Source organism: Mycoplasma cottewii, assembly GCF_024918975.1.
Lineage (GTDB): Bacteria > Bacillota_I > Bacilli_A > Mycoplasmatales > Mycoplasmataceae > Mycoplasma > Mycoplasma cottewii.
In genome coordinates, this window is the sequence record NZ_CP103424.1 from 618491 (window position 1) to 637206 (window position 18716).

The 18716-nt window shown below is 24.2% G+C and carries 11 protein-coding genes; all 11 read left to right on the top strand.

Annotated elements, in window-relative coordinates; genetic code table 4:
• Positions 1-58: 58 nt before the first annotated feature.
• The 11 genes from hprK to NX779_RS02700 all read left to right on the top strand — a co-directional run bounded on the left by hprK (position 59) and on the right by NX779_RS02700 (position 18343).
• Complete coding sequence (gene hprK / locus NX779_RS02650; RefSeq protein ID WP_259429879.1) at positions 59-1009, top strand: HPr(Ser) kinase/phosphatase; 951 nt, start codon at positions 59-61, stop codon at positions 1007-1009.
• 14 nt (positions 1010-1023) lie between these two features.
• The gene (locus NX779_RS02655; RefSeq protein ID WP_259429880.1) at positions 1024-2607 is read left to right on the top strand and encodes a prolipoprotein diacylglyceryl transferase; all 1584 of its coding nucleotides are present in this window, start codon (positions 1024-1026) and stop codon (positions 2605-2607) included.
• A complete protein-coding gene (trxB, locus tag NX779_RS02660) occupies positions 2591-3520 on the top strand; it encodes a thioredoxin-disulfide reductase (RefSeq protein ID WP_259429881.1) in 930 nt (309 codons plus the stop codon). Before NX779_RS02655 ends, trxB begins: the two co-directional genes overlap by 17 nt.
• 9 nt (positions 3521-3529) lie before the next feature.
• On the top strand, positions 3530-4972 hold the full coding sequence (locus tag NX779_RS02665; RefSeq protein WP_259429882.1) for a prolipoprotein diacylglyceryl transferase: 1443 nt from the start codon (positions 3530-3532) through the stop codon (positions 4970-4972).
• A gap of 13 nt (positions 4973-4985) precedes the next feature.
• The gene (gene whiA, locus NX779_RS02670) at positions 4986-5918 is read left to right on the top strand and encodes a DNA-binding protein WhiA (protein WP_259429884.1); all 933 of its coding nucleotides are present in this window, start codon (positions 4986-4988) and stop codon (positions 5916-5918) included.
• Between the two features lie 134 nt (positions 5919-6052).
• On the top strand, positions 6053-7231 hold the full coding sequence (locus tag NX779_RS02675) for a BspA family leucine-rich repeat surface protein (protein WP_259429885.1): 1179 nt from the start codon (positions 6053-6055) through the stop codon (positions 7229-7231).
• Between the two features lie 158 nt (positions 7232-7389).
• Positions 7390-14142 carry a BspA family leucine-rich repeat surface protein gene (locus NX779_RS02680; RefSeq protein ID WP_259429887.1) on the top strand — a complete coding sequence of 2251 codons (6753 nt, stop codon included), beginning with the start codon at positions 7390-7392 and terminating at the stop codon, positions 14140-14142.
• Between the two features lie 168 nt (positions 14143-14310).
• A complete protein-coding gene (locus NX779_RS02685; protein WP_259429888.1) occupies positions 14311-15519 on the top strand; it encodes an ABC transporter ATP-binding protein in 1209 nt (402 codons plus the stop codon).
• Positions 15512-16474: an ABC transporter permease family protein gene (locus NX779_RS02690; RefSeq protein WP_259429889.1), complete on the top strand. Its 963-nt coding sequence runs from the start codon at positions 15512-15514 to the stop codon at positions 16472-16474. The genes NX779_RS02685 and NX779_RS02690 overlap by 8 nt, the downstream gene beginning before the upstream one ends.
• A complete protein-coding gene (locus NX779_RS02695; RefSeq protein WP_259429890.1) occupies positions 16455-17255 on the top strand; it encodes an ABC transporter permease subunit in 801 nt (266 codons plus the stop codon). The genes NX779_RS02690 and NX779_RS02695 overlap by 20 nt, the downstream gene beginning before the upstream one ends.
• A gap of 125 nt (positions 17256-17380) precedes the next feature.
• The gene (locus NX779_RS02700) at positions 17381-18343 is read left to right on the top strand and encodes a BspA family leucine-rich repeat surface protein (RefSeq protein ID WP_259429891.1); all 963 of its coding nucleotides are present in this window, start codon (positions 17381-17383) and stop codon (positions 18341-18343) included.
• Positions 18344-18716 lie beyond the last annotated feature (373 nt).

Consider the following 18716-nt stretch of genomic DNA (forward strand, 5'->3'; position numbering starts at 1 on the left):
CTTTTTAATTAATTACTTAATATAGAGTAAAATAAATATTAGTGATAAAGGAGAGTTTATGAAAAAATTAACCGTTAAAAAACTTATTGATAATTTAAAATTAGATTGTGAAATTTTAGCTGGAGAAAATAATTTAGATAATGAAATTAAAAGTTATGGATTAAATCGTGCAGGTTTAGAATTAACTGGATTTTTTAGAGAATTAGATGATAAAACTTATAGAAGAGTTGTTTTACTATCAACAAAAGAACAACAATATATGTCAATGTTTGATAAAGAAACTAGAATGAAAAAATATACTGATCTAATCAATGTAAATCCACCTTTAATTATTATTACTAAGAATTTTGATGATGAAGTTCTAGTTGATGTAGCTAAAAAATTAAATAAACCATTAGTAAAAATTTTATATGAATCAACAGCACAATTAATAAGAAGATTTTTAGATGTTTATGATACTTTTTTCTGTCCAACAATTGAAGAACATGCTACTTTATTAAATATCTTTGGAAAAGGAGTTTTAATTAAAGGAAGATCGGGGATCGGGAAATCAGAGATAGCTTTAGAATTAGTAAAAAACAACCACTTATTTGTTGGTGATGATAGAATAATTCTTACTCAAAAAGCAAATACAATCTATGGAAAATCTCACCCTATTTTAAAAAACTTAGTTGAAGTTAGAGGGATCGGAATCTTTGATATAGCTAAAGCTAGTGGATATCAAATTATTATGGAAGAATCACCAGTTGATTTAGTTATTGATCTTGTACCATTTAGAGAAAATGGAATTGATTCAACTGAAAGACTTGGTTTTGAATGAAATGAAATTGATATTTTAGGAGTTAAAGTTAAACATATTTCTATTCCAGTTAGTGCTGGACGAAGCGTTACAAATATTATTCAAGCAGCAGTTGGTCAATTTAAAATTAATCAATCAGATCAAGCAGAAAACATAGATGATTTACTAGAAGAAAGAACTATTAAATTTATTCAAGAATCAGACGATTAGAAAGGAAAAATTAAATGCCAAATACGTACTATCAATGACTAGAACAAAATGGTGATCCATCAAAAGCCAGAAATCTTTTTGGAGTAGTGCCAGCTTATCCAATTTTTATGTTTATTGGAATTATTTTAGTAATAATTGCTAGTATTGTTCATTTAAAAAGAAAAGGAATTCCATTAAAAGAATTTGAAACTTCAATTTTTATAATTATTCCTGCTGGTATTTTAGGAGCAACTATTTTTGGAAAAATATTTTTACCTTTTTATCAACAACCAAATACTTGATATAAAATATTTTTCTTTTGAGATCCTGGTATGTCTTTATTTGGTTCTTTATTATTTGGTACGTTATTTGGTATAGCATTCTTTTTAAAAAGATCTAAAGTAACTAAAATATCATTATGAGTTTATGCTGATTGTATAATTCCAAATATTTTATTAGGTCAAATGATTGGTCGATGAGGTAATTTTTATAATCACGAAATATTAGGTCCTCAAGTTAGTTATGAATCACTTTATTATTTACCTGAATTTATTAAAAATAAATTATTTTACTTTCCTAGTTTTGGTACTTTTCATAATCCTGATAATGTTAATGATCTATTAATCAATCACGATGGATGATGAATAGTTGGAAGTGATGTTTATGATAAAATTAAACATTTTATAAGCAGTGAATATAACAATCAAACTTTTGATCAAGTTTTAAATCAAAAAATAACTTACAATCAACCATTATTTTTATTTGAATCATTTTTAAATTTTATATTATGAATATTAATTACTTTTGTTATTAGAAATATAGGTATGTGATTTTCAAAACCTAAACCTTGAGAATTAGAACCAAAAGCATTTCCAGGTTGATTTAATAAACAATACAAATCATTAAAAGAAAGTGATATTAAAGATATTCAAACACTAGTTCCTGTTAAATATAAAAAAGTTATTATAAATAAAGATGATCAAGAAATTGAATTAAAACTTTCATTTTATCAAGCTTGAAATAAAGCGTTTTATTGATATGAACCTGATCAAAATAGTGTAAATCAAATTGAAAAACAAATTTTTAATTATTTTGATTCAAAATATAATGCTGAACAACAATTTAAAAGAATCAAAATTCAACATAAAAATAAACTAATTAAAATTCAAAAAGATTATGATTTAAAATTATCTAGATTAAATAAAAACTCAGATCAATATAATGAATTATTAAATTTATTAAAACAAGAATTAGATAAAGAAAAAGAAATCTTTAAACAAAAACAAAACAATTACTATAAAACATATAGTATTTGAAATAAAATATTTAATGTAAATCCATATTCAAAAGAATTAGAAAAGTTACATAATCCACACAATTATTTAGTTATTAGATGTGGTGTTGCTACTGGGTGTTTTATTACAGGTTATTTAATTATTAGAATTATTTTAGAATCATTTAGAAAACCAACAGAATATTTTATTCAAAATCATTCAGTAATAAATTTTATTATTTTAAGTTTAATTTTATTAAGTGGAATTGCAATAATATTAATAGCGCAATTTATAGCGCCTTATAAATGAAGAGAGATAGGTTGATTATATGAAAAATCTTACTAATGAAGTTTATGACGTTTTAATAGTTGGTGCAGGTCCTGCTGGACTAACTGCAGCTATTTATACAACACGTGCAGGATTAAAAACAGCTGTGTTTGAACATTCAGCTCCAGGTGGAAAATTAGTTAAAACAGATCTAATTGAAAACTATCCTGGATTTGAAACAATTACCGGACCTGATTTAGCTATGAAAATGTACATGCAAGCGATGAGTTTAGGAGCTGAAATTCAATTTTATGGTGTAAGTAAAATTGTAAAAAATGAAGATCTATTTGAAGTAGAATTATCAAATGGTGAAATTAAAAAAGCTATTTCAGTTATTTTGGCTAGTGGAACTGAAGAAAATAAATTAGGTATTCCTGGTGAGGATAAATTATACGGTAAAGGTGTAAGTTATTGTGCAGTTTGTGATGGTGCATTTTATAAAAATAAACCAGTTGCAGTTGTAGGTGGAGGATATTCTGCTGTTCAAGAAGCTATGTATTTATCTCAATTAGTAGATAAAGTTTATTTAATTGTAAGAAGAGATGTGTTTAGAGCCGATGCTAATAAAGTTGCAAAATTAAAAGCACAAAACAACGTTGAATTTATTTTAAAATCTCAAGTTAAACAAATTAATGGTGAAGAAAAAGTTGAATCAATTTTAGTAAATACTCCAGAAGGAGAAAAAACAATAAAAGTTGATGCAATTTTCCCTTACATTGGATCAACTCCTGTGATTGAATCAGTTAAAGATTTACATTTAGAAAACGAAAAAGGATATATTCCTACAACTGATAAAATGGAATCAACAATTAAAGGATTATATATTGCTGGTGATGTTAGAGATGTACCTTTACGTCAAATTGCTATTGCTTGTGGTGATGGAGCTATTGCTGGTCAGATGGCTGTTGAATATGTTCAAGAAGTAAAGTAAGGTGATTTTATGACAGAAAAAAAGACAAATAAATCAGCTTATAATCTTAAGTTAAAACTAGTTAGAAATAAATCAATTATTGCTATTAGTTTATGAGTGTTATTAAGTTTATGTGTAGTTTTATTTTTAGTTTTAACAACTTCATTACTACGTCAAAACTGAACTGATGGTAATTCATTTTCTGATCCATCAAATAGTAATCACACTTCTTTAACTTATAATAATGTAAAACCAGAATATGGAAAAATAAGAATATATTCTCTAACAATGACTGTTGGAATGATGCTATCAATTGCTTATGGTTTAGTTAATTTTTATAAAAAAGGATTATCAATAAATGACTTATCACTTTCAGTAATTTTTATTATTCCTGCTTCATTACTAGGTGCTTCATTTTTTGGAAAAATAGATCAAACAAATATGCCATTTTTTGAAAGATTTGCATTTTGAGAAGGTGGATTAGCAATTCATGGTGGAGTATTTGCTGGAACTTTTGTAGGAATAATATTTTTCTGTATAGTAGGACGAAGAACTAAAACTTCTATACTAGTTTATGGTGATGCAATTATTCCAAATATTTTATTAGGTCAAGTAATTGGAAGATGAGGAAACTTTTTCAATCACGAAGTATTAGGTCATCCAATTGCAAAAATAGCTAATTCAATTTCTAGAAATTATACTGATGCAGATATTGATCAATTATTTGGAGCATTTTTACAAAATAATGCTAGACCTTTATGATTACCAGATATCATTTTAAAAAATTCATTATCAGTTTATAACGGAGCAACAGATACAATTAATGGAGTTGAATTATCACAAGGTAATTTAGTATTACTTTCTCCAATCTTTTTCTATGAATCAATTTTATTATTAACTTGTTGAGTTGTAATTACTTTTATTATTCCTAATATTTATAAACTATTTTCTAAACCAATTGATGCTAATAATAATGTAATTAAAATTGATTGATTATTTAGTTTTGTTCAATTTTTCAAACCTTGAGTTAAATCAACTGATCAAAAAATAAGTAGCAAAGACGCTTGAAAAAAAGCTTTATCAAATAATACAAAATCAAATGCTGTTGAAGAATTTAAAATAAAAGCATCACAAATAAAATTAGCTAATAAAAACTTTATAGTTAAAAAATGACAAACTAATCAACTTTTATTAGATTTAAATAATAAAAATAATTATGCTATTACTAAAAGTGGAGTAGCTATGTTTAGTTATTTTATGTTATGAAATGTTGTTAGATATGTTTTAGAATTAACTAGATCAAATGATAATCTATTTATTTCAAATAATAAAGATTTATCATTAGCTATCATAGGCTTATCAGTTGTTATTGGTTTTATTGGAATTGTATGTTCTCAATATGTATTTTGTAGATTATTTAGAAAGCCTAATTGATTATACGAAGTAGAATATTTTAGTATTGTTGAAGTTTAATAAGGAGAAAGATATGTCATTTGCTTTAGAAGTTAAAGAAGAAATAGTTACTCATAGTTTTAATCATGATCAAAAACTAGCTTATCTTTCCGGATTTATTAGATATAGCTCTGATATTATCTTTTCTAATCAAGCTCAAAAAATAAGATTTTCAACAATAAGTAATAAAATAGCAAGAACATTATTAAGTTTTACAAAAGAGTTTTTTAATGGAGAAGTTGAAATATCAATTATTCAATCTCAAGTATTAAAAAAGAATAAAACATTTGTTTTAACTTTAATTGGGGATGTTGATAAATTCTTACAAGATCTAAAAATTTATAACAAAGATAATCAAAAAATCTATGATTATCAAGTTGATGAATCAATCAAAGATAAAACTTCAATTATAAGAGCTTATATTGCAGGAATTTTTACAGCAGTTGGATCAGTTAATTCTCCAAAAACAAGTAATTATCATTTAGAGTTACAATTTAAAAGTTTAATTGATGCTGATCGTTTTATGATATTAAATAAAGATTTAGGTTTCGATTTTAAATTGTTAGAACGTAATGCAAACAGATTTATTTGTTATTTAAAAAGATCAATTATGGTGTCTGATTTTTTAAAATTAATTGATGCAAGTAATTCTGTTTTAGCTTTTGAAAATGAAAGAATTTCACGTGATGTTTATAACAGTATTAATAGGGTTAATAATATAGATATTTCAAATCAAACTAAAGTTTTAAAAGCAGGTAAAAAACAAGTTGAAATGATTAACTATTTAAAAGAATCTAATCAATTTCATTTACTAAGTAAGAAAGCTCAAGTTTTAGCTGAAATAAGAATAGAAAATCCAGATTATTCATATATTGAACTGGTTGAAGAAATGAAACAAAAAGGTTATAGTATTACAAAATCTGGAGTAAGTAATTTATTTAGAACAATGGATAAATATTTAAAATAATGTAAGACAGTTAAGAGTACCTTTTTTATAAATTAAAGATTCATACTTGACAATTTTTGTCAAGTCTTTTTTTTTTTTTTTGCGAGTATAATTCATATAAGCAAGAGTCTTTTTCAAGGAGTGTAAGATTAATTATGAAACTACGAAGATTTTTCTCTTTAATAACATTATTTTCTACTAGCTTAATCTCAACTTCAACTTTAATTGCTTATAGCTTAAAAAATGATCAAAATCATACTCAAAATAATCAAACAAATAATTCACAAAAGACAATAATAGATGATTTAAACACAATAATTCAAGAAATAAAAAATAAGATAAATTTAATTGATACTAAGATTGGTGCTATTTTAAAACAAAAGCAACACTTGCAAACTCAACTTGATATGATAGTTCAAGAAAACATGAGTAAAATAACAAAATTAAACGAACGAATAGAACAAATAGATAAGGAAATCACAAGATTAGAAGGTGAAAAAAATCAATATAAACAAGAGGCAGAAGCTAAACAACAAGAGTTACAAGAAATACAAAAAAAACTCAATTCATCAATCCAACAAATTAATACCTATAAAGAAGTTGTTATTGATATTTGAAATAAAAAAACAAAAGACACCATTTGAGCTGGTGAAACTTATAGTAATTTATTAGATAGATTTAATAAAACTATTTCACTTAAATTTGAATTAAAAGACACAAGCCAAGCTAATAATAAAATAAATGATGGTGGAGATAAAAAATTTAAAGTTAAAAAAGGTGAAATAGAACTTGAATTAGAAATGGGAAAAATTTATAAAAATTCTCAATCTAAAGTCGAACAAGGAGATAAATTAATTGAGTTTGGTTGAAGTGCCGAAGGCAGAATTGAGAAAATGAGTGATAACATTTCAGAAGTACCTGAATATTTACCTTGATTTATTACAAGTCTTGATTATGCTTTTTATAAATCAAGATCTACATTTATTATTAATTTAGAAAAGTGAGATACGTCTAATGTGAAAAGTATGGAGGGTGTGTTTGAGGGTTCTAATTTTGATTATTCAATAGCGAATTGGAATATTGAAAACGTAGTAAATTTCAAGAGAATGTTTTTTTCAGCAAGTAATTTTAAGCAAAGTATAAAGTCTTGGAGAATAAAAAAAATTGTAAGAGGAGAGGGTATAGCACTACTTGATTTTATTAATAAAGAATGTCCTATTTGAAGACATTCACTAAATCATTGAAGGTTATATCTCCCTGAACTTGTTGTAAATTCTTATAGAGGTGGAAATCGTGGTGTAGGATTTGAAGATGGAAGAATTTTAAACCCATAACATTTATTTCATAATATATTTAATATAATATTGATAAACTCTCATTGAGAGTTTTTTATTTAATTTTTACTAGAACTTTTATTAGGTTAAAAATATTAATTTATTAAAAAATATTTTAAAATATAAGAGAATGTTTTGAATTATATAGAGGTGTTTAAATGACGAATTTATTAAAAATTTTAAAAGCAGTTATGGCTATAAATGCTAATAATCATAATAATGAAATAGAAAATAATGACAAAATAGAATTAATAAATAAAAGTGAAAATAATTTAACAAACTATAATCTGACTAATTTACCAAAACATGAATTTGACAAATCAAATCCAAATAAAGTTATCAAAATAGCTTCTGTAGGAAATAAAATTGTACCTTTTCCACCTAATGTAGATGAAGTTCCGTTTTTCTTACCTGAACATATTACTGATTTAACTTCAGCTTTTGAAAATAATCAAAACAAATCTATAAAAGGTATTATGAGCTGAAATACTTCTAGAGTAACAAGTATGAAAGCTATGTTCAGAAATGCTAAAAACTTTAATCAAAGTATAAACAATTTTAATACGTCAAATGTTGTTGATGCAAGTTATATGTTTGATGGTGCTGAGAGTTATGTAAATGGTGGTCGTGGACTTAATAGTTTTAAATGATTAGCAGAAGTCAATCATAATGTTACGCCAAAATTATCAAATACAAGTTTTATGTTCAGAAACGCTAAACAATTTAATCAAAAATTTGAAAACTTTGATGTTTCTAATGTAGAAAATATGGAATCTATGTTTGAAGGTGCTATTGCTTTTAATAGAGATATAGCTGCTAATAATGATTTATCAAAAAATGATGGTAGTTCTTGAAATGTTTCAAAAGTAAAAAACATGAAAGCCATGTTTAAAAATACTAAGACATTCAACCGTCCTATTAATAATTGAAACGTAGTTAATGTAGAAAATATGGAATCTATGTTTCAAGGTGCTGAAGTTTTTAACAATGGTGGAGCAAGTGTTTTAGATTGAGAAAATAAAACTTCAAAAGTAAAAAACATGAAAACCATGTTTAAAAATGCAAAAAACTTTAACAAGGATGTAAGAAGATTAAACACATCTAATGTTGAAAACATGGAAAGCATGTTTGAAGGAGCTTTAAAATTTGATAATAATGTTCGTGTTTGAAACGTTTCAAAAGTAAAAAACATGAAATCTATGTTTAAAAATGCTAAAAGTTTTGATCAAGACTTAAATAGATGAGATGTGTCACAAGTAACTGATATGAGCAGTATGCTTGAAGGTGCTGAATCTTTTAATAATGCAGATCAAGGGTTTTTACATTTCAACAAAAAAACTATAAATGTTAAAGACATGAGTTTCATGTTCAAAAATACTAAAAAATTTAATAGTGAAATAAGCTCTTTAGATTTATCTAGTGCAGAAAGTATTCAAGGTATGTTTGAAGGAGCAGAAGCTTTTAATAATGCAAATAACGAACTTAAATGAAACGTTTCAAAAGTAAAAAACATGAAATCTTTATTTAAAGATAGTAAAGCTTTTAATAAAAATGTTTCAAATTGAAATATTAGTCAAGTAACAAATATGAGCTCAATGTTTCAAGGTGCTCAAGCTTTTAACAATGAAAATCAAAGCATTAGATGACAAGATAAAACTATTAATGTTCGTGATATGAGTTTCATGTTCAAAAATACTAAAAATTTCAATCAAGATGTTTCTAATTGAAGCACTCAAAATGTTACAAATATGGAATCTATGTTCGAAGGTGCAAATGTTTTCAACCAAGAAGTAGCTTTTAATACAAGACAAGTAACTAATATGAAATCTATGTTCAAAAATACTAAAGTCTTTAATAAAAATTTAAACTCTCTTAATACAGGAAAAGTTTCAAATATGGAATCTATGTTTGAAAATGCTCAAGCTTTTAATAATGCTAATAACGATCTTAATTGAACAACTTCAGAAGCAACTAACATGAAAGCCATGTTTAAAAATGCTAAGAAATTCAATCAATCAGTTTTTAATTTCAATGTATCAAAAGTAACTGATATGAGTAGTATTTTTGAAGGAGCTGAATCATTTAATCAAAATATAATCAACTGAGTTATTGAAGAAAATGTTAACATGGATAATTTTGATAAAAATGCTAACAAGTGAGTTGATTCTAATAAACCAATTAGAATTCCTTCAAAATACATAAAAAATATTTCACAAATTATAAACAATAAAGATACTAAACTAGGTCTTATAAGAGCAACAAATGATCAAGAAATAATTAAAAATATATTAAATACACTTAAACCTAAATATTCTAATTTAGATTGAGATTCACTAGAAATTGTAATTAAATCTCCAGGAGTTGCTGTATTAAGATCAAAACAATCAGCAAGATTTAAAAGATATAAAGGTGAAGTAACAATTACTTATAAATTCTTAACTAATATTAATAATATACAAAACCTTATAACTGATATTAGCGATATTAAAAATAAAAGTATTGAGCAAATTATTGAAGAATTTATTCGAATTAATCAAACAAAATTAGAAGGTTTAAATAGAAATGATCTTTTAGGTAATAAAAATTCTGATTATTCAATCACTTTAAAAGTTAGAGATGATCATGAAATATATCAAGGTTCAATTTTACTTAAAACAAATATTTCAACTTTAGAATTAAATCCTAACGCTGGATCATTTAATGAATTTAATAAAGATGCAATTATTGATGCTTTTATTGATAACAACAATAGTAAAATGCCTGGACTAACTAGAAATGATTTTGAAGTTGTTGGTCAGACAACTAACGATTCAATGAAAGTTAAAATTAAAGATAGTGATAAATTCCATGGTGAAATTGAAATTAAATTTACAATCAAAACAAAAATTGATGAAATTCCAAACATTAACAATAATGCAGGAGCATTTAACTCAAAAAATAACGATGAAATTATTAGTACATTTATTAGTAAAAATCCACAATTACAAAATTTAACTAAAGATGATTTTGAAGTTGTTGAAGATCAAGACAATTCAATAAGAGTTAGAGTTAGAAATAATAATGAAAATTTCCAAGGTGAAGTTACTATTAATTTTTCATTAAGAACTCCTATTAATACAGTTGTAAACATTACAAATGTAGGTTCATTTAATGAATTTAATAAAGATGCTATCATCAATGCATTTATCAGAAAGAATCCACAGCTAAGAGAGTTAACTAAAGATAACTTTCAACTTGTAGGAGATCGAGCTGATAATTCAATAAAAGTTAAAGTTATAAATAGTGATAAATTCCAAGGTGAAATTACAATTAGCTTTACAATCAAAACAAATATTTCAACTTTAAACTTAAATCCAAATGCAGGAGCATTTAATTCATATAACGCTGAACAAATTATCAACGCATTTATTAGAAACAATAATACAAAACTTGATGGTTTAAATAGAAATAATTTCAATTTTACTGAAGATAGATCTAATAATTCAATCACTTTAAAAGTAAAAGATGATCACCAAAAATACCAAGGAACAATTACAATTAACTTTACAATCAAAACTGATATTTCAACATTAGATTTAAATAGAAATGCTGGTGCATTTAATTCAGATGATGCAAACACAATCATTGAAAAATTCATTAAAGATAATAAACAAAAACTTGATGAATTAGGTTTAACAAGAAATAGTTTTACAGTTGTAAATAATCAAAACAACGTTTTAACAATTAAAGTAAATGATGACAACAACAATTGATTTGGTCAAGTTGCAATTAACTATTCAGTTAAAACAAACATCTCAACATTAGATTTAAATCCAAATGCAGGAGCATTTAATTCATATAACGCTGAACAAATTATCAACGCATTTATTAGAAACAATAATACAAAACTTGATGGTTTAAATAGAAATAATTTCAATTTTACTGAAGATAGATCTAATAATTCAATCACTTTAAAAGTAAAAGATGATCACCAAAAATACCAAGGAACAATCACAATTAGCTTCACACTTAAAACCGATATTTCAACATTAGATTTAAATAGAAATGCTGGTGCATTTAATTCAGATGATGCAAACACAATCATTGAAAAATTCATTAAAGATAATAAACAAAAACTTGATGAATTAGGTTTAACAAGAAATAGTTTTACAGTTGTAAATAATCAAAACAACGTTTTAACAATTAAAGTAAATGATGACAACAACAATTGATTTGGTCAAGTTGCAATTAACTATTCAGTTAAAACAAACATCTCAACATTAGATTTAAATCCAAATGCAGGAGCATTTAATTCATATAACGCTGAACAAATTATCAACGCATTTATTAGAAACAATAATACAAAACTTGATGGTTTAAATAGAAATAATTTCAATTTTACTGAAGATAGATCTAATAATTCAATCACTTTAAAAGTAAAAGATGATCACCAAAAATACCAAGGAACAATTACAATTAACTTTACAATCAAAACTGATATTTCAACATTAGATTTAAATAGAAATGCTGGTGCATTTATTTCAGATGATGCAAACACAATCATTGAAAAATTCATTAAAGATAATAAACAAAAACTTGATGAATTAGGTTTAACAAGAGATAGTTTTACAGTTGTAAATAATCAAAACAACGTTTTAACAATTAAAGTAAATGATGACAACAACAATTGATTTGGTCAAGTTGCAATTAACTATTCAGTTAAAACAAACATCTCAACATTAGATTTAAATCCAAATGCAGGAGCATTTAATTCATATAACGCTGAACAAATTATCAACGCATTTATTAGAAACAATAATACAAAACTTGATGGTTTAAATAGAAATAATTTCAATTTTACTGAAGATAGATCTAATAATTCAATCACTTTAAAAGTAAAAGATGATCACCAAAAATACCAAGGAACAATCACAATTAGCTTCACACTTAAAACCGATATTTCAACATTAGATTTAAATAGAAATGCTGGTGCATTTAATTCAGATGATGCAAACACAATCATTGAAAAATTCATTAAAGATAATAAACAAAAACTTGATGAATTAGGTTTAACAAGAAATAGTTTTACAGTTGTAAATAATCAAAACAACGTTTTAACAATTAAAGTAAATGATGACAACAACAATTGATTTGGTCAAGTTGCAATTAACTATTCAGTTAAAACAAACATCTCAACTTTAAACTTAAATCCAAATGCAGGAGCATTTAATTCATATAACGCTGAACAAATTATCAACGCATTTATTAGAAACAATAATACAAAACTTGATGGTTTAAATAGAAATAATTTCAATTTTACTGAAGATAGATCTAATAATTCAATCACTTTAAAAGTAAAAGATGATCACCAAAAATACCAAGGAACAATTACAATTAACTTTACAATCAAAACTGATATTTCAACATTAGATTTAAACAGAAATGCTGGTGCATTTATTTCAGATGATGCAAACACAATCATTGAAAAATTCATTAAAGATAATAAACAAAAACTTGATGAATTAGGTTTAACAAGAAATAGTTTTACAGTTGTAAATAATCAAAACAACGTTTTAACAATTAAAGTAAATGATGACAACAACAATTGATTTGGTCAAGTTGCAATTAACTATTCAGTTAAAACAAACATCTCAACATTAGATTTAAATCCAAATGCAGGAGCATTTAATTCATATAACGCTGAACAAATTATCAACGCATTTATTAGAAACAATAATACAAAACTTGATGGTTTAAATAGAAATAATTTCAATTTTACTGAAGATAGATCTAATAATTCAATCACTTTAAAAGTAAAAGATGATCACCAAAAATACCAAGGAACAATTACAATTAACTTTACAATCAAAACTGATATTTCAACATTAGATTTAAATAGAAATGCTGGTGCATTTATTTCAGATGATGCAAACACAATCATTGAAAAATTCATTAAAGATAATAAACAAAAACTTGATGAATTAGGTTTAACAAGAGATAGTTTTACAGTTGTAAATAATCAAAACAACGTTTTAACAATTAAAGTAAATGATGACAACAACAATTGATTTGGTCAAGTTGCAATTAACTATTCAGTTAAAACAAACATCTCAACATTAGATTTAAATCCAAATGCAGGAGCATTTAATTCATATAACGCTGAACAAATTATCAACGCATTTATTAGAAACAATAATACAAAACTTGATGGTTTAAATAGAAATAATTTCAATTTTACTGAAGATAGATCTAATAATTCAATCACTTTAAAAGTAAAAGATGATCACCAAAAATACCAAGGAACAATTACAATTAACTTTACAATCAAAACTGATATTTCAACATTAGATTTAAACAGAAATGCTGGTGCATTTAATTCAGATGATGCAAACACAATCATTGAAAAATTCATTAAAGATAATAAACAAAAACTTGATGAATTAGGTTTAACAAGAAATAGTTTTACAGTTGTAAATAATCAAAACAACGTTTTAACAATTAAAGTAAATGATGACAACAACAATTGATTTGGTCAAGTTGCAATTAACTATTCAGTTAAAACAAACATCTCAACATTAGATTTAAATCCAAATGCAGGAGCATTTAATTCATATAACGCTGAACAAATTATCAACGCATTTATTAGAAACAATAATACAAAACTTGATGGTTTAAATAGAAATAATTTCAATTTTACTGAAGATAGATCTAATAATTCAATCACTTTAAAAGTAAAAGATGATCACCAAAAATACCAAGGAACAATTACAATTAACTTTACTGTTCAAACAAATCAAGATGAAACCAATAATAAACAACCAGAAAAACAAGATAATAAAACAGTTATCATAGCTTCATCGGCTAGTGCTGTTGGCGGACTTGGTATTATTGGAGCTATTTTATCAGTTATTAGAAGACGTAAGAAAAAATAACGGTAATTACAAGATTTGAAAAACCGCTACAAAATTACTTTGAAATAACCAAAATAGATCCAAATCAGAATTTTCATAAAGCGTAAAAAAGACATAATGTCTTTTTTCTTTTTACTTATTTTTAATCTTTGTTTAGAATAAATGATTTTGTAATAAAATAAAATTGTTATGAAAAGTGAACCAAAAAACGAACATCTAATCACTATAAAAAACCTAATTTTTAAGTATTCTAAAAAACAAAAGTTCGATGATGTTAATATAGGAGAATTAACAATAAATAAGAACGAAATTATCTGTTTATTAGGTCCATCAGGTAGTGGTAAAACTACATTATTAAACTTAATTTTAGGATTTATAAAACCAACTAGTGGAGAAATTAAAATTAAAAACAACCCTTCAATTCATGAAGTATCATACATAATGCAAGAAAATTCAGTGTATGAAAATACTACAGTTTTTAACAATGTTTATTTAAGTGCTAAAAACTATGATAAATGAGTTAATTCAGTTAGAATTCATTTTTTTAAAAATTACATAAACAAAAATAATCTTAATGATCAAAAGATAATTAAATTATTTGATGATTATAAAAACAGTATACATTCATTTAATAAATCAAAAACAAAAATTAACTATCTTAAATTAATTTTCACTTTCTTATTTAACAAAGATGTTAAAAATAAATTTAAATTTTTAAAAGAAGTTAAATTAAAAAATCTATTTAAAATTGAAATAGAAAAAATAGTTAAAAAATTAGATATAGACCAACTATTATATAAAAATGTTAATGAATTAAGTGGTGGTCAAAAACAACGTGTTGCATTTGCAAAAGGTATTATTAAAAAAACTAATTTAATATTAATGGATGAACCTTTTTCAGCATTAGATGCAAAAATAAAAGAATCAACAATTCAATGATTAATTAAAGTTAAAAGAGAATTTAACTTGAGTTTAATTATTGTTACTCATGATCAACAAGATGCATTAAAAATTAGTGATCAAATTATTTTATTAAATAAAGGAGAAATTCAACAATATTCATCAGGTAGTGAAATGTATGATAATCCTAATAATTTATTTGTTGCTAAATTTATTGGTTATCCTGAAATTAACTACATTGGAATTAAAGATGATAAACATTATTATATAAGACATAATAAAGTTGAAATCGCACCAGATTTAAATGGTAAATATAAAATAATTGATAGAAAAAATTTAGGTGATAAAACACTATATATAATAAATTATTCTAATGATAACTCTTGATCTGTTTTAATGGATCAAAATAATATAGAAATAGGTTCAAGCATAAGCATAAACTATTCTGATAAAGATGTTTTAGTATTCGATAGTAAAGGTAATAGAATCTATGAATAACAAAATTAAAAAAAATTCAGCTAATGTTTTTAAAACATCTTTATTATTACTACCCTTACTAATTTGTGTTTTATTATTTACTTTAATTCCTATTTTTCATACTTTTGTAAAATCGTTAAGATTTTTGCCAAATGAAGCAGATAGAACTAGTTATGAAATTAACTTTAATAACTACAACAATATTTTAAGTGATAAGTTATTTCAACATGCAGTTTTAAATAGTACATTAGTGTTAATATTTGGAAGTGGTTTTTCAATCACACTAGCATTGTTATTTGCTTTATTAATTAATTCATTATTGTTTAAAACAAGTAAAAGAATATTTATATCAATTATATATTCACAATTTTTCATTTCAGGATTTGCTATAGGAATTGCATTTAGTATGTTTTTTGGTTCTAAAAACTTATTCTTTTATATTTTAGGATTAGACAAATATAGTTTTATGTTAGGAGATCATAAACTACCTATTTGAATTTATTATTCTATATTTCAATTATGAAGATCTCTACCTTTTAACTTAGTATTATTTGCAGCAAGTTTATCAAGAGCTGAAGCTAAATATTATAGATTAATGAGAAATGATAAATTAACAATGTTTCAAAGGTTTAGATTTGTTTATGCTAATGAAATATCTAAAGTATTATTTTCTATATTATTTACTAACTTTATATTTTCAACACTTTTATTACCTGAAGCAATTTTAGAACCAACTTATAGTGTTGATTCTAATCTAGCTCATACTTTAACTAGTTATACTCTTAAGTTTTTAGGTTCAACAAATAATTCTTCATTAAAATTTGAAAAAGGATATGCATCAGCTTTCTTTAGTTTTGCTTATTTATTATCACTACTATGTATTATTCAATTATTAAGAATAAAAACTATTAAAAGTATTTATTTTAAAATAATTAAATTGAAAGGTAATAAAAATCATGATCATCAAAATAATTAAAGAATTAATTAAATATTTATTAATAGGAATATTATTAGTAGTAGTGCTATTTCCTTTATACTATTTATTATTACAATCACTAGTTTCAACAAGTTCTTTAGTAAGTAATAAAACATTTATATTTATAAAAGAATGAGAATGATCTAATTTTAGTCAAGCTTTTAAAAGTAATATTTTTCCAGCTATTTATCAAACATTGTTATTTGCAAGTATTTTAATTTCTTTTAGATTATTAGTTTATTCTCTAGCAATAGCGGGATTATTAAAAATGAATTTAAAATATCAAAAAATCTTTTTATATTTCTTTTTAATCATTAGTTTAATACCTGAATTTAGTATTTATTTAAGTTTAAAAAGAGTACTTATCTTTATTGGTTTTAGAGATTTAATGTTTAGTTATGTTACTAATTCTTTATTTTCATTTTTCAATTTTACTTATATGTTTAATATTGCTAAAAGTGTTTATGAAAATAAACATAAAGTTATGAAAAATGATAATTTAAAATTACATGAAAAACTATTTTATGTATATTTACCTAAAACGAAATTAGGATATTTATTATTAATTATCTTTTCATTTATTTCAGTTTGAAATGATTATTTATGACCTAGATTTTTATTAACTGATGGTTATACTAATATATCAATTTGATATTTAGATTTAGCAAGTAGTGTTGAAGGTAATTTTATAAACATAAAAGCAGCAGGAGCAGTCATTGCTTTAACTATACCATTAAGTATTTATGCAATATTTTCTAAAAAAATAATTAGGTTTAATTAATAACATATATCACTTACTTTTATCTTGTTAATACACTTTGCAATTTTTGTCAAGTCTTTTTTTTTTTTTTTTTGCAAGTATAATTTTCATATCTAAATAACCTTTAAAGGAGACTAGAGTTAGTTATGAAACTATTAAGATGTTTATCCTTAGCAACACTTTTTTCTACTAGTATAATTTCAACTTCAACTTTAATTGTTAATAACTTAAAAAATGATCAAAATATTTTAAATAATCAATCAAATTCGCCATCAAACACAATAATTGATGACTTAAGTAGAATAATTCGAGAAATAAAACAAAAGATCGGTGAAATTGATACAAAGGTTAAAAAACTTATAAGTGAAAGAAATCAACTAGAATTAGATAAAGCTGCACTTGATAGAACAGCTACTGCTAATCAAGCTAAAATAACAGAATTAGAAGGACAAATAGGTCAAGATACTGAAATAGTTCAATTAAAAAAACAGTTAGAAGATAAAGAAGAGAAACTAAAAAAATTACAACAAGAATTTGAAACAGCATCTCGACAAATTACTAACTATAAAGAAATTGTTACACAAGCTTGAAATGAAAAGATGAAAAACACTGTTTGAGGTGGAGAAACATACAAATCCTTACTTGATAGACTTAATAAAACTTTAGGTTTTAAATTTGAATTGGCAAATAATGGCCAAGCTGATAATAAAATAAATGATGGTGGAGATAAGAAATTTAAAGTTAAAAAAGATTCAGTAGAAATTGAACTAGATATGGGTAATGTTTTTCCAAAAATAAAATCAAAAGTTGAAAAAGGTAATGAATTAGTTGAATTTGGTTGAAATGAAAATGGTGGTGCAACTCCTGTAAGTGTACATATAAATAAAGTTCCCCCAACTCTTCCTTGATTTATTAACAGTTTACAGAGAATGTTTGAAAATAACCAAAATGAGCATATAACAAATTTAGATAACTGAGATTTAACAAATATAACCAACATTAGTTATATGTTTCATAAAGCAGAAAATTTTAATCAACATATAGGACATTGGTATACTAAAAATGTAACGCTTATGAAATTCACTCTAGCAGGAGCAAAAAAATTTTAAACAAAGTTTAGTTTCTTGATGAATAGCACAAGCACAAACGGGTAATTTTATAGATAGACACACAGGAATTTGACATCAACCATATTGAGATTGATATGTACCATTAACAATTCAAAAAAGATATAATGATACTCAAGAGTTTATTAAAGATGGAGATTAATAAACCTGTTAAATTTTAGTTTTAAACATCCGCACCAAATCAACAAAAAAATAAGAATATAATTAGATTTAATTAAAAGTAAAAATCTCATTTTTACTTTTTTTATTTTTCAAAATTCTAATAAATTTATCAATTTTAAAAACACTGAATCTTTTTTAAAAAAAATAGTGATAATTGTTCAAATAGTGCAATAATCTTATTGGATACTTAATT